Raw genomic sequence first — 13,525 nt, forward strand, 5'->3', positions numbered from 1 at the left:
GGGGCCTTCTCCGGCTGTCGCGGCCATGGCCACCCGGGATCACCAGTGCTACAAAGGGTCCATGGCGGACCGTTTCGCCCGGTTTCGACGCGTGTCGTCGCGGTCACTGATAGGCAAGAGCCCGCGAAGCGTCGCCGGGCAGGTCTTCGTTCTGCAGGTGGCGCTGGTCGTGCTGCTCGTGGCCTGTGCCGTGTTCGCCCTTGTGCTGCAGTCGGAGCGGGACACCAGCGCCGAGGCCAAACGCCGTTCCGTGGCCGTGGCCCAGACCTTCGCCCATTCCCCGGGCCTGTTGGCGGCGCTGCAGACACCCGATCCGTCCAAAGTGCTCCAGCCGTTGACGGAGGTCGCGCGCAAGGCCTCCGGCGTCGACTTCATCGTGGTCATGAACACCCAGGGCATCCGCTACACCCACCCCCTGCCGAGCAAGATCGGCAAGCGGTTCGTGGGCACGATCGGGCCCTCGCTGGCGGGCAAGGTCTACACCGAGAGCGTGCACGGCCCGCTCGGGCACGAGGTCCAGGCCATCGTCCCCGTGGAGAACCCGGCCGGAAAGGTGGTGGGCCTGGTCTCCGCGGGCCTCAAGGTGAAGAACGTGGTCAGCGAGGTGGACCGCCAGCTGCCGATCATCTTCGGCGCCGGAGCGGGGGCGCTCGCGCTGGCGACCGGCGGGACGGCGCTGATGAGCAGACGGCTGCAGCGGCAGACCCACAGCCTCGCCCCGGACGAGATGACCCGGATGTACGAGCACCATGACGCGGTGCTGCACTCCGTACGCGAAGGGGTCCTCATCATCGGCGACGACGGGCGGCTGCTGCTGGCGAACGACGAGGCCCGCAGGCTGCTGGAGCTGCCCCCGGACGTCGAGGGACACCATGTGTCGGAGCTGTCGGGGCTGTCGGGCCTCGACCCGGAGACGGTGGCGCTGCTCGCCTCCGGCCGGGAGGCCACCGACGAGGTCCACTTCGCCGGGGAACGGCTGCTGGCGGTCAACCAGCGGCCCACGGACCGTGGCGGAGGCCCCAAGGGCACCGTGGTCACGCTGCGCGACACGACCGAGCTGCAGGCACTGTCCGGCAGGGCGCAGGTCGCACGCGAGCGGCTGAAACTGCTGTACGACGCCGGGCTGAGCGTCGGCACCACCCTCGACGTCGTCCGCACCGCCGACGAGCTGGCCCGGGTCGCCGTCCCCCGTTTCGCCGACTTCGTCACCGTGGATCTCGCCGACGCCGTACTGCACGGGGAGGAGCCGGCCGGCACGGCGACGGACATGCGGCGCGTCGCCGTGGCCGGCGTACGCGACGACCATCCGCTGTACGAGAAGGGCCGGCTGATCGACTTCCTGCCCTCCACGCCCCAGGCGCGGGGCTATGGCACGGGCCGCTCGGTGCTCGTGACGGATCTGTCCACCGCCACGGGCTGGCACGCACAGGACCCCCAGCGGACCAAGAACATCCTGGACTACGGCATCCACTCCCTCATCGCCGCCCCGATCGCGGCCCGGGGTGTCGTGCTCGGCATGGCCAACTTCTGGCGCTCCAAGCAGCACGACGCGTTCGACGACGAGGAGCTGTCGCTGGCGGAGGAGCTGGTGGCCCGTGCCGCGGTCAGCATCGACAACGCCCGTCGGTACACCCGTGAGCACGCCCTCGCGGTCACACTGCAGCGCAGTCTGCTGCCGCGGGCCCTGCCCGAGCAGAGCGCCCTCGACGTCGGCTACCGCTACCTGCCCGCCCAGTCGGGGGTGTCCGGCGACTGGTTCGACGTGATCCCCCTGTCGGGTAGCCGGGTGGCACTGGCCGTGGGGGACGTGGTCGGCCACGGTCTGCACGCCGCCGCCACGATGGGCCGGCTGCGCACCGCGGTGCACAACTTCTCCACCCTCGACCTGCCGCCCGACGAACTGCTCAGCCATCTGGACGATCTGGTCGGACGCATCGACCAGGACGAGGCGGGCACCGACAGCGCCGCGGGCGTGGTGGGCGCCACCTGCCTGTACGCGATCTACGATCCCGTGGCGCGCCGTTGCGCCATGGCGCGCGCGGGTCATCTGGCGCCCGCGCTGGTCCACCCCGACGGCAGCGTCACCTTCGCCGATCTGCCGGCCGGGCCGCCGCTCGGCCTCGGCGGCATGCCGTTCCAGACCGCCGAGCTGGACCTGGCGGCCGGCACCCAGCTCGTCCTGTACACCGACGGCCTCATCGAGGACCGCACCCGCGACCTGGACGTGGGCATGGAACTGCTGCGCGAGGCGCTGGCGGGCCACCCCGACCGGCCGCCGGAGGACAGCTGCCAGGCCGTCCTGGACGAGCTGCTGCCCGACCGGCCCAAGGACGATGTGGCGCTGCTCATCGCCCGCACCCGGCCGCTGCCGCCCGCGCGGATCGCCGACTGGGACGTGCCGGTCGACCCGGCCGCCGTCGCGCGGATGCGCGGGGCCGTGTCCGAGAAGCTCGACGAGTGGGGCCTGTCCGAGCTCGCCTTCATCATGGAGCTCGTCCTGAGCGAGCTGATCACGAATGCGATCCGCCACGGCTCCGAGCCGATCCATGTACGACTGATCTATGACCGCACGCTGATCTGCGAGGTGGCCGACGGCAGCAGCACCTCACCGCATCTGCGCTACGCCGCGACGACCGACGAGGGGGGCCGGGGCCTGTTCCTCGTCTCGCAGATGACCGAGCGCTGGGGCACCCGGTACACGCCGCAGGGCAAGGTGATCTGGGCCGAGCAGGCACTGCCGTCCCCCGACGGGGACGGCGCACTGTCGGCCGAGGCCCTCCTTGCGTTCGGCGACGAGGACTTCGGCGACGAGGACTTGCCGGAGGCGCGGGGCGCCGGGGACGAGCCGCACAGCGACAACGGCGAGGCGTAGGCGCAGCCGGGGTCAGGGGGCGGAGGCGGCGGGTGGCCCGTCGTCCGGTCGTGGCCCGTCGTCCGGTCCGGAGTCCAGCGTCTGTTCGGCCCAGATGGTCTTGCCCCGGTCGTTGCGGCGGGTGCCCCAGCGGTGCGCGAGCTGGGCGACGAGCAGGAGTCCACGACCGCCCTCGTCGGTGGCGCGCGAGTGCCGCAGGTGCGGGGCGGCGCTGCTGCCGTCGGTGACCTCGCAGATCAGCGTGCGGTCCCGGATCAGCCGTACCTGGATGGTGCCCCGCGCGTACCGGATGGCGTTGGTGACCAGCTCGCTGATGACCAGTTCGGTCGTGAAGGACAGGGCGCCCAGTCCCCACGCGGCGAGCTGGCGGTCGACCAGGGTACGGGCGGTCGCCACGATCGCGGGATCGCTGGGAAAGGTCCAGGACGCGATCCGGTCCTCGCTCAGAACGCGGGTGCGCGCGAGTACCAGCACGACGTCCAGGGTGGGCCGGCCGGACAACTCGGAGTAGATCACCGCGTCACAGGCCTCCTGCACGCTCGCGTGCGGCTGGCCGAGGATGCACTGCAACCGCGCGATGCCCTCGGCCGCCGGACTGCCGACGAGTGCCTCGCTGTAGAGCGCGATCAGAGTTCCCTCGGGCAGTTGCGTCTCCCAAGGGGCGTACGAAGCGCTGCCGCTGCCGAGCGGAGGCCCCGCGGGCGCGTCGACCGGTTGCACATGTCCGTCGGGATGGACGAGGACCGGGGGCAGATGTCCGGCGCAGGCCACCTCGGCCCGGTGGTTCGCGGGGTCGTAGATCACGCAGGTGCAGCAGGCGGTGGCCGACTGCATCTCCACGGGATCGTCGGCGGCCTCGGGACGGCGCTCCTCGCCCAGACGGAGCATCAGATCGTCCAGGTGGGCCAGTACTTCATCGGACGCCAGGTCCAGGGCCGCCAGGCTGCGGCTCGCGGCGCGCAGCCGGCCCATGGTGGCGACGGCGGGCAGGCCCTCGCCCGCCACGGCCCCGACCATCAGCGCCACCCGCGCACCGGAGAGCGGGATGACGTCGTACCAGGTTCCGCCGGCGTGTCCCGGCAGAAAGCTGAACGCCACGTCGACGGCGCTCTGGGTGGGCAGCTGCCGGGGGAGCAGGCTGTTCTGGAGGGTGAGCGCCGTGTTGCGCTCGCGCGTGTAGCGACGGGCGTTGTCCACGCACAGGGCCGTCTGCGCGGCGAGTTCGGTGGCGACGGTCAGATCGTCCCGGTCGAAGGGATCGTGTGTCACGGACCGGTAGAGGGTCGCCACGCCCAGCACGATCCCGCGCGCGGCGAGCGGTACCACGATCAGCGACCGCACCCCGCCGGCGCGGATGCGGTCCCTCCTGAGCGGATCGTGTGCGAGCCACTCGCCGTCCTCGTCGATCCGCGGTATCAGCCGGGGGCGGAGATCGGTCAGGGTCTGGGTGAGCGGTGTCGGGAAGCCGTACGAGGCCGTCTCGCCGATCGCGTAGGCGGGCTGGAGGGCAGCCGCGTCGGTCGACCGGAACGCCACGCGCCGGAACGTGATCTCCCCTGCGATCGGGCCCGGTGCGGGTGCCTCGCCCCGGCAGACGCAGTCGAGCACGTCCACGGAGACGGCGTCGGCCACCCGGCCGACCGCGACCTCGGCCAGCTCGTCCGCGGTACGGACGATGTCCAGGGTGGTGCCGATCCGCATGCTGGCGTCCTTGAGCAGTTCGAGGCGTAGTCGGTACTTGTGGCGTTCCGTGACGTCGAGGAGCAGGGTGGCCACTCCGAGGACCCTTCCGGTGCGGTCGCACAGCCGGAATGCCGACAGGGAGAACATGTGCTCGTGGGAGTGGTCGGCCGGCGGATATCCCGGCTGGGCGAAGTCGATGACCGGCCGTCCGGTGTGCAGCACCCGCCTCAGCGCGTCCACGACGGTGTCGGTCACCACGCTGGGTGCGACGGCGGTGCCAGGCTGTCCGATGATGTCCTCGGCGTGGACGCCGCGCATGCCGGGTGACGCGATGTTGAACCGCACCACCTTCAAGTCGGTGTCGAGAAGGTGCAGTCCGATCGGTGACTCGGTCATCAGTGCGTCGAGCACGGCCCGGTCGAAGTCGCCGCCCTGTGTCCCGTCCGCCCGGGAGAGCAGGACCGTCCAGGCCGCCGCCCCCTCGGCGGTGAGACGCGGGCACATCCGCCACTCGGTTTCGACCGTGCGGCCGGACCGGTCGCGCAGGCGCACCAGGCGGTCGTCGTCGGCCGGCGAGTCCGGATCGGGAGGGACGAGGAGCGGCCACAGCGGTCGGCCCACCATCTCCGCGGGGCCGTAGCCCAGCAGGGCCTCGGCCTCCTCGCTCCACTCGGTGATCACACCGGCGGTGTCCAGGAGGATCCTCGCCGGCGGTGTCGCCGGTACGTCACCGCTGCCCGGCACCTTGTCTGGAGTGGTCATCGCAACCCTCCACTCGCCCGGTGGTCCGTGCCGTCCGCCCGTGGCTCGCGTCGCCCGACGCATTGCCGGACGACCGGTACGTCTCTCAGATTGGCAGGCGCCCGCGCCGCTCGCTCGGCGGCGCGTGATCGACGCTCGGTGCGGCCCGGCGCGTGATGCGGCTCACCCATGTAGTTCATTGTTCAACTACATGCTGCGGCGTAGCGTGAGGGATGCCGGAACAACGGCGGTGACCGCGGTGTTCGCAATCGTGAAACACCGGTGGTGCAAGGAGGAATGACCATGAACAAGCTCGTGCGGCGTATGGCCACTGCGGCGGTTTCCGCCGCGTTCGTCGGCGGCGCTGTCTTCGCCGCCGGAGGCCCCGCCGCGGCGGCCGCCCCCCAGACGACCGGGCACATAGCCGCCCAGGTCGCCGTCGTCCAGGGTGGCCACGCCGGTGCCGCCGAGCACACCACGGTGAACGGCCGCATGGACCCCTGGATCGCGGACCAGCTGGCGATGTTCGCCCCCACGGCGGCGCACCGCACGGTGACGTCCGACACCTGGATCGCGGGCCAGGTGGCGATGTTCGACCACTCGGTCGCGCACCGGTCGGTGACGTCCGACGCCTGGATCATGGGCCAGGTGAACCAGTTCGCCGGGCACGCTTCCCTTCGCTGACCTCCGGGTGACCGTCGGGCGCCCTTCGGGCCCCCGCTCCGTCCCCACCGCGGCGGCCACCCGGCCCCGCTCCTCGTCGCCGCCCCGCCGCCGTAGCGGCGTTCTCCGGGCCCCGACCGAGGACCGCGACCGGCCTGCCGGCCGCCGGGACCAGCTGCTCCACCGGATCGAGCCCACGTAGCGGCTCCCGCCCCACGCCATCCGTCGCGCGCCGGCCGCCGCCGTGCGCCCCGGTCGGGATGTGCTGTGTCGAAGAGGGCGCATCGGGTACTCAGGGGAGCACCGAAGTCGTCCGGAACCGGACAGCACAGGTCAGGGGCTGCCCGGTGCGGCACATGGAGTGGTCATGACGCAGAACGGGGACGACGTGACGCCGGCCCGGCCGTCCGGGACGCCCGAACTCCGTCTGGCGGCGACACCGTCCGAGCGGCGACCGGGGCGTCACCCTCAGCCGCCCGAGCAGGGCCTGCCTCCCGATCACAGCCAGGCGATCCTGGAGGCGACCAAGCGCGTGGGCGCCCTCCTGAAGCGGGAGGGGCATATGTTCGCCCTGGCCGGGAGCGTCGCGGTCTACGCGCACGGGGGAAGCGAGCACCTTCAGCACGACGCGGATTTCTGTGTGCGGCCCGAGGACGCCGAGGCGGTCGCGGCCACGCTGCACGGCGCGGGACTCACGGTGTACAGCCCCCCGGAGGACTGGCTGCTGAAGGCCAAGTGCTTCGACCAGGACATCGACGTCATCTTCGAACTGGCGCACCGCCCCGTCTCCACGGACATGCTCGGTCGGGCGCAGGAACTCCCCGTCGCCTCGGTGCGGATGCCCGTGCTGTCGCCCACAGATCTGCTGTGGAGCCTGATCGCCGCCTTCTCCGAGCACCACTGCGACTTCGGCGCGGTCCTTCCCGTCGCCCGCGCGCTGCGCGAGAAGGTCGACTGGGATCAGGTGCGGCGGCACTGCGGCGAGGACCCCATGCCTGCCGCGTTCTTCTTTCTCCTCGAACGCCTGAACGTCATCGGCCCGCGGAAGGAGGCGCCATGAGCAACCGCGACGCAGGGCGGGCGCACTCCGGTGCTCCGGCGGCCGGCAACACGGAGTACCGCGTCGCCCACCTTCTCGATCGTCTCGCCGCCGGTCACCCCGGTGAGCTGGGCGTACGGGTCGAGGTACGCGGTCAGGCCGTGCAGCTGACCGGCACGGTCGCCTCCGCGCAGTGCCGCGAGGAGATCCTGGGCATCGTGCGGGAGGAACTGGCGGGAGTGCCGGTCCACAGCGACATCGTGGTGGCGGAGGCTTCCGCGCCCGGCCAGGCGGAGGAACTCGCATGATCCGGGTGGCGGCGGTCGGAGACATCCATATGGGGCCGGAGACCCAGGGCGCGCTCCGCCCGGCCTTCGAGTCCCTTGCCGAGTGCGCCGACGTGCTGTTGCTGGCCGGCGACCTCACCCGCCACGGCGCCCTGGAGGAGGCACGGGTGGTGGCAGGGGAGGTCAGGGAGCTGCCGGTGCCGGTCGTGGCGGTGCTGGGCAACCACGATCACCACGACGAGCGGCCGGACGAGGTCGCGGCCGTCCTGGAGGACTCGGGCGCCCGAGTCCTCGAAGGGGGCGGAACCGTCATGAGCGTCGGGGACACCAGGGTCGGCGTGGCCGGGACCAAGGGATTCGGGGGCGGTTTCGTCGGCCGTAGCGCGGGCGAGTTCGGCGAGCCGCTGATGAAGGAGTTCGTACGGTGCTCACGGCGGTGCGCCGACGCCCTGCGGGCGGCCCTGGAGGAACTGGACGAGCAGGGCTGTGATGTACGCATCGCCCTCACCCACTATTCCCCCGTGCCGGAGACGCTGGCCGGGGAGCCGCCGGAGATCTACCCCTTCCTCGGCAGCTATCTGCTGGCCGAGGCGATCGACACGGCCGGTGCGGACCTCGCGGTGCACGGGCACGCCCACGCCGGTACGGAACACGGCATGACCAGCGGCGGCGTCAAGGTGCGGAACGTGGCCCAGCCGGTCATCGGACGGGCCTTCCGCGTGTACCACCTGCATGCGCGCGAGCCGCTGACCGCCGACGTGTCCGGCACGGCACCGGACTGAGCCGGACCGCCCGCCCTTTTGGAGCCGTACGTCCCCCGGAGCGCCCGTGGCGCGCCCGGTGATGTCAGAGAGTGGTCCTGGTCTCGGACTGGGCCCGGCCGCCCTGGTGGGGAACCTTCGGCCGTGGTGGGGTGGTCCGCGGTGTGCCGGTCTCCTCCCCACGGGGCGTGGACCGGCTCTCCGCCCAGGCCACCAGCTCCGGGTCCGCCAGTGTGTCCACCCACAGATCCGCGAGGTCCAGGGCTTCGGGGCCGGGATTCCGGCCGACCCCGATCACCCGCAGTCCCGCACCGACGGCCGCCTTCAGGCCGCTGAGCGAGTCCTCGACCGCCAGGGCGCCGCCGCAGTCCACGCCCAGGCGCCGTACGGCCTCGGCATAGGTGTCGGGAGACGGCTTCGGCGCAACTCCCGGCTCCGGCACGACGATATGCCGGAAGTGCTGTCTCAGGCCCACGGACTGGAGGCTGAACTCCACGACGTCGGCGGGGCAGTTGCTGGCGACGGCCAGGGGAGCGAACCGGCCCAGGCCCCTCACCAGACCCGGCGCTCCGGGCATGGCCATGGGGCACTGCGCCACCAGTGCGCGGAAGGCGGCCAGGAGTTGCCCGGCCATCTCCTCGCTGCTGTCCGGTTTGCCGATGAGGCGTGCCATGAGGGCGCCGCACTCGGTGTAGTGCAGGCCCTTGCTGCTGTGCGTGAACTCCGGGTCGGGGGCGGCGCCGTTCTCGCGCAGAACGATGTCGCGGGCCTGTTGCCAGTGGCGTTCGGAGTCCACCAGGGTGCCGTCGCAGTCGAAGACGACGGCCTGGGGTGTCCAGTCGAGGATGCGATGGGGGGTCATGTGCTTGCTTGCCGTTCTGGTGCAGGACGGAACTGCCGAAGGGCGGCGCGATCCGCCGGTGGAGGGTTCCGGTGCGCCTGTGGGGGTCGATTCACTGCGGAGAAGAGTGAAGCGCAGTGCGACGGTGGCCCGTTCACTCGTGCGGTGGTCGTACACCGCACACTGCCGTGGTCCCGGGCGCATCCGGAACCAGAAACATAATGAACGCTACGCTCTGTTTGACACGTTGGGGAGAATTGCCGACGCAATACCCACGTGTGGGTGACATCTCAGCGATAGCGCAGCATTCCCGTGACGGTCTGGGCGCCTCCCTGACGGCAATGAAAGAGGGCCGAACGGCCGTATTCGGAACAGTGAATGACGGCGGGCGGCCGGTGTTCGGTGAACCGCAGTGCGGTCATCCGGCAGGAGACCGGCCGCAGCAGCCGCCCGCCGCTGCGCAGGGCGACGGCCTGGCGCGCCGCCTCCAGCAGGGCCATCCCGGGCACATGGTCCGTGCCGTGGTCGAAGAGGAAGGGGTGCCGGGGGTCGACGGGATCCAGGAGGACGTCGTCGCCCGCCAGGGAGACGATGACGTCCGACGCCGAGTCCAGCCCCAGCAGGGCCGGTTCGGGCCGAGGCTGCCGGTCCGTGTGCCCGGCCGGGGCGGCGCCGGATCTCAGGGCGGCGTACCGCCCGGCGTCGAGGAACCGCGCCCCGCCCGCCGCGTGCGCGAACGCCCGGTCCCCGGCGAGGAACGCGACCCGCATCCGCAGACCCGTCACCGTGGTCCCGCTCCGGTCGGTGCGCACGTCCCCGACGGATGCCAGGCAGGTGATCTCGCTCGCGCCGTGGGGCGCCCGGGGTTCGGCCGCCGGGTCGAGTTCGTACGCCACGTCGTGGATCAGGAAGCGGGCCGTGGGCGGCACGTCGAAGTGGCGCAGCGGAATGCAGATGCCGAGTTGGCGCAGCGTCTCCACGACCATCCACGGGCTGTGGCGGTCGTCGCGTCCACGGGGGAACGTGGGATGCGAGCGCGTCCAGGCCGCCGCCGCGCAGAAGCTGAGCGGACCACAGCGGCGGACATCCGTGAGCAGGACCTCGGCCACCGAGACCCGGTGCACGCATTCACGTGCCACGGTCCGGGACCAACTCAGCGCGGGACAACAGGCCCCGGAGGCGCCCCGGGTGCACCCGTCGAGCGAATTCTGCGCGCCCCGTATCGGCTGCCGAGAGTCCATGTAATACAGCTAATAAGACAATTGTTGGTTCCGCATGCGCGGCCTCGTGCCCGCGCGGCAGGAGGGCTACATTCCTCTCGCGCTCCACCGACAGACAAAGGAACACACGTGCAGGATCGGGCAGAAGAAACCCGCCGAGCCGTCTTGCAGGCGGCGGCTCACCTGTTCTTCGAACGGGGATACGCGGCGACCAGCATCAATGACATCAGCGAACGGTCCGGCCGCACCAGCGGGGCGATCTATTTCCACTACACCAACAAGGAACAGCTCGCGCTGGCCGTGGTCGAAGCACATTTCGCCGCCTGGCCGGCCCTGGTGGCGCACCACGAGGCCGCCCTCGAACCCACCCTCCGGAAGCTGGTACGCCTGAGCTTCGCGGTCGCCCGCGCCTTCCGGGACGACGTCCTCGTCCGTGCGGGCGCCCGGCTCTGGGCCGAGCGCCGGTCCATCGCCGTGGAGATGCCCCCGCCCTTCGTCGACTGGATCGCCACGGTCGAGCGCATGCTGGCCCGAGCCCGGGCGGAAGGCGATCTCGCCCCCCACGCGGAACCCAGCCGCGACGCCCCCACCCTGGTCGCCGCGTTCTTCGGACTGCACACCCTCTCCGACGCCCTCGACGACCGCGTACTGATCGAGGACCGCCTGACCGATCTCTGGCTGCTGCTTCTGCCCGGCCTCCAGGTCGGCCCCGCACCCCGGGCACTGCTCGCCGAGGTGAGCGGCCGCGCCACGGGCCCGGCGGACGGCGACCACGCCCTGACGGCCCACCGCACGGCCGGACCGCACGACCCGGCGCCGCGCCCCGGAGTGATCAGCGGTTGAGAAAGGCCCAGCGCGGGAGCAGCCTGGACGCAGTGCTGCGGATCGGCCCGTCGAGGACTCCCGGCGGGGCCCGGACGACAGAACGAGGGCGACGACATGGCGCAGGGCTCCGCGATACCGGACAGACACCGTTTCACGAGGCGGGAGCCCGCGCCGGACGCTGGGGTCATCGTGGATCCGCGGGGCATCGTGACCGCGCTGAGCCCGGGCATCTGCCGGCTCCTCGGCTACGAGCCGGAGGACCTGGTCGGCCGGCCCGCGACGGAGCTGCTGGCTGAGCCCCCGCCGTCGGCCGTCCTGCGCAGCCACGCCCGGCGGGAGATCTGGAGCGCCCGCATCGCCCTCCGGCACCGGGACGGCCACCCGCTGGCCTGGACGCTGCGGGCCGAACCGTTGCGGGACGCGACCGGGAAGACGTACTGGCTCCTCACCGCCGAGGGCGTCGAGCCGTCCGGACTCCCACCGGGGAACGTCGGCGAACCGGACACCGCGCTCCTCAAACAGTGGGCGCTGGACCAGCTGCCGCTGCCCATGGCCATCTACGACCGCAGGGGAGTGCGGCTGGAGGTCAACACCGCCATGCGGCGCGAGTCGGGCCGGCAGGACCACGAACTCCTCGGCTGGCCCATCGGGGAGTCCCGGTGCGGGAACACACTGCTGGGGCTGCAGGGCATCGGCGAAGCCATGACGGAGGTCCTGCGCACCGGGAGAACGGTGATGTGCGAGGCGCACTCGCCCGGCTCCGACACCGCCGGTTCGCGGGTGTGGCTGCTGTCGTTGTATCCCGTACGCGGCCCCGGCGGCCAGGTCTGCGGCATGTCCGCGGCGGCCGTGGACACCACCGAGCAGTACCGCGCCCGCAGACGTCTGGTCGTCCTCAACGAGGCGGCGCTGCGGATCGGCACCACCCTCGACCTCAGCCGCACCGCCGACGAGCTGGCGGCGGTCGGCACGGACCACTTCGCCGACTTCGTGCTGGTGGACCTGCTCGACAGCGTCCTCAAGGGCGAGGAGACGGTCAGCGGACCGCACAGCCTCCTCGTCTTCCGCAGAACCGCCCAGCGCTCGGTCCTCCCGCGGTGTCCCGAGTCGGTGGTCCCCATCGGGGGCACCTACACCTATCCGGAGGACTCCCCGCCCGGACGCGCCCTCGCCGCGGGCCGGGGCGCCCTGCACCGCGCCGAGGACATCACGCACTGGTGGGCGGAGAGCTCGCCCGCGCGCGCCCGCAAGATCCGCGAGTTCGGGATCCACTCCTTCATGGCCGTACCGCTGCGGGCCCGGGGGATCACGCTCGGGCTGGCGCTGTTCTTCCGCCACCGCAACCCCGCGCCCTTCGAGGCGGACGATCTGCGGCTCGCCGAAGAATTGAGCGCCCGTGCGGCGGTCCACGTCGACAACGCCCGCCGCTACGGCCAGGAACGCGCCACCGCGCTCGCCCTGCAGCAGACCATCCTCCCGCACCCCGCGCTGCACCACCCCGCCGTCGAGACCGCCTCCCGGTATCTGCCCGCCCACGCCGGTGCCGGCATCGGCGGCGACTGGTTCGACGTCATCCCCCTGTCCGGGGCCAGGGTGGCCCTCGTGGTGGGGGACGTGGTCGGCCACGGCATCACGGCCTCGGCGACCATGGGCCGGCTGTGTACGGCGGTGCGCACCCTGGCCGATGTGGACCTGGCTCCCGACGAACTGCTCACCCACCTCGACGACCTCGTGCTGCTCATGGACCGCAACGAGGCCGCCGACCCCGCCGGCCGCTCCGCCCCTAGTTCGGGCGAGGTCGGCGCCTCCTGTCTGTACGCGGTCTACGACCCCGTCTCCCGGCGCTGCTCCATGGCCAGAGCCGGCCACCCGCTGCCCGCCCTGGCCACCCCGGACGGCGATGTCCGCTTCCTTGACCTGCCGGCCGGGCCGCTGCTGGGCCTCGGCGGCCTGCCCTTCGAGTCCGCGGAGTTCGCCGTCCCGGAGGGCAGCGTCCTCGCCCTCTACACCGACGGGCTGATCGAGTCCCCGGCACGCGACGTGGACGAGGCCTGCGATCTGTTGCGCGCCGCCCTCGCCGACCCCGGCCGCCCGCTGGAGGAGACATGCGACCGAGCGCTCGGCAGTCTGCTGCCCGAGGCCCGCACCGACGACGTCGTGCTCCTGCTGACCCGGACCCGGGCCCTGAGCGCCGACCGCGTGGCCACCTGGGAACTGCCGTGCGAGCCTTCCGTCGTCGCCCTGGCCCGCGAACTCGCCTGCGAGCGGCTGGCCACCTGGCAGCTCGGGCACACCGCCTTCGTCGCCGAACTCGTGGTCAGCGAGCTGGTCACCAACGCGATCCGCTACGGCTCCCCGCCGGTGTATCTCCGGCTCATCCGGGACACGGCCCTGATCTGCGAGGTAGGCGACGCCAGCAGCACCGCGCCGCATCTGCGGCGCGCCCGCCTCTCCGACGAGGGCGGCCGCGGCCTCCTCATCGTCGCCCAGCTCTCTCAGCGCTGGGGCAGCCGCCACCACCGCTCCGGCAAGACCATCTGGGCCGAACTCCCGCTCACGCCTGAGATGCAGCCGATATGAACGGTCGAGAATG

At 72.0% G+C, this 13,525-nt stretch carries 10 protein-coding genes; 7 read left to right on the plus strand and 3 right to left on the minus strand.

Features of this window, described 5'->3' with window-relative positions; genetic code table 11:
• Positions 1-61: 61 nt before the first annotated feature.
• Positions 62-2,872: a SpoIIE family protein phosphatase gene (locus AB0L95_RS23300; RefSeq protein ID WP_365164054.1), complete on the plus strand. Its 2,811-nt coding sequence runs from the start codon at positions 62-64 to the stop codon at positions 2,870-2,872.
• Between the two features lie 12 nt (positions 2,873-2,884).
• Here AB0L95_RS23300 and AB0L95_RS23305 read toward each other — a convergent pair whose 3' ends face one another.
• Positions 2,885-5,317 (minus strand): SpoIIE family protein phosphatase, encoded by a 2,433-nt coding sequence (locus tag AB0L95_RS23305; protein ID WP_365164055.1) that lies wholly within the window; start codon positions 5,315-5,317, stop codon positions 2,885-2,887.
• 282 nt (positions 5,318-5,599) lie between these two features.
• Here AB0L95_RS23305 and AB0L95_RS23310 point away from each other — a divergent pair, with 282 nt between their 5' ends.
• The 4 genes from AB0L95_RS23310 to AB0L95_RS23325 all read left to right on the plus strand — a co-directional run bounded on the left by AB0L95_RS23310 (position 5,600) and on the right by AB0L95_RS23325 (position 8,067).
• On the plus strand, positions 5,600-5,980 hold the full coding sequence (locus AB0L95_RS23310; RefSeq protein WP_365164056.1) for a hypothetical protein: 381 nt from the start codon (positions 5,600-5,602) through the stop codon (positions 5,978-5,980).
• Between the two features lie 346 nt (positions 5,981-6,326).
• Positions 6,327-7,019, plus strand: coding sequence for a hypothetical protein (locus AB0L95_RS23315; protein WP_365164057.1), 693 nt, complete (start codon positions 6,327-6,329; stop codon positions 7,017-7,019).
• Positions 7,016-7,306 carry a BON domain-containing protein gene (locus AB0L95_RS23320; protein ID WP_365164059.1) on the plus strand — a complete coding sequence of 97 codons (291 nt, stop codon included), beginning with the start codon at positions 7,016-7,018 and terminating at the stop codon, positions 7,304-7,306. The genes AB0L95_RS23315 and AB0L95_RS23320 overlap by 4 nt, the downstream gene beginning before the upstream one ends.
• A complete protein-coding gene (locus AB0L95_RS23325; RefSeq protein WP_365164060.1) occupies positions 7,303-8,067 on the plus strand; it encodes a metallophosphoesterase in 765 nt (254 codons plus the stop codon). Before AB0L95_RS23320 ends, AB0L95_RS23325 begins: the two co-directional genes overlap by 4 nt.
• A gap of 64 nt (positions 8,068-8,131) precedes the next feature.
• On the opposite strand, the gene AB0L95_RS23330 is transcribed toward AB0L95_RS23325, so the two are convergent.
• Together AB0L95_RS23330 and AB0L95_RS23335 are read right to left on the minus strand one after the other, a co-directional pair.
• Positions 8,132-8,908: an HAD family phosphatase gene (locus tag AB0L95_RS23330; RefSeq protein WP_365164061.1), complete on the minus strand. Its 777-nt coding sequence runs from the start codon at positions 8,906-8,908 to the stop codon at positions 8,132-8,134.
• A 269-nt stretch (positions 8,909-9,177) separates the two neighbouring features.
• Positions 9,178-10,026 (minus strand): ScbA/BarX family gamma-butyrolactone biosynthesis protein, encoded by an 849-nt coding sequence (locus AB0L95_RS23335; protein ID WP_365164062.1) that lies wholly within the window; start codon positions 10,024-10,026, stop codon positions 9,178-9,180.
• A gap of 210 nt (positions 10,027-10,236) precedes the next feature.
• Between AB0L95_RS23335 and AB0L95_RS23340 the strand changes: the two genes are divergently transcribed.
• Both AB0L95_RS23340 and AB0L95_RS23345 read left to right on the plus strand, forming a co-directional pair.
• The gene (locus AB0L95_RS23340; RefSeq protein WP_365164064.1) at positions 10,237-10,950 is read left to right on the plus strand and encodes a ScbR family autoregulator-binding transcription factor; all 714 of its coding nucleotides are present in this window, start codon (positions 10,237-10,239) and stop codon (positions 10,948-10,950) included.
• Between the two features lie 96 nt (positions 10,951-11,046).
• A complete protein-coding gene (locus tag AB0L95_RS23345; RefSeq protein ID WP_365164066.1) occupies positions 11,047-13,512 on the plus strand; it encodes a SpoIIE family protein phosphatase in 2,466 nt (821 codons plus the stop codon).
• Positions 13,513-13,525 lie beyond the last annotated feature (13 nt).

The sequence above is a fragment of the Streptomyces sp. NPDC052036 genome (assembly GCF_040680495.1).
In the GTDB taxonomy this organism is placed as follows: Bacteria; Actinomycetota; Actinomycetes; order Streptomycetales; family Streptomycetaceae; genus Streptomyces.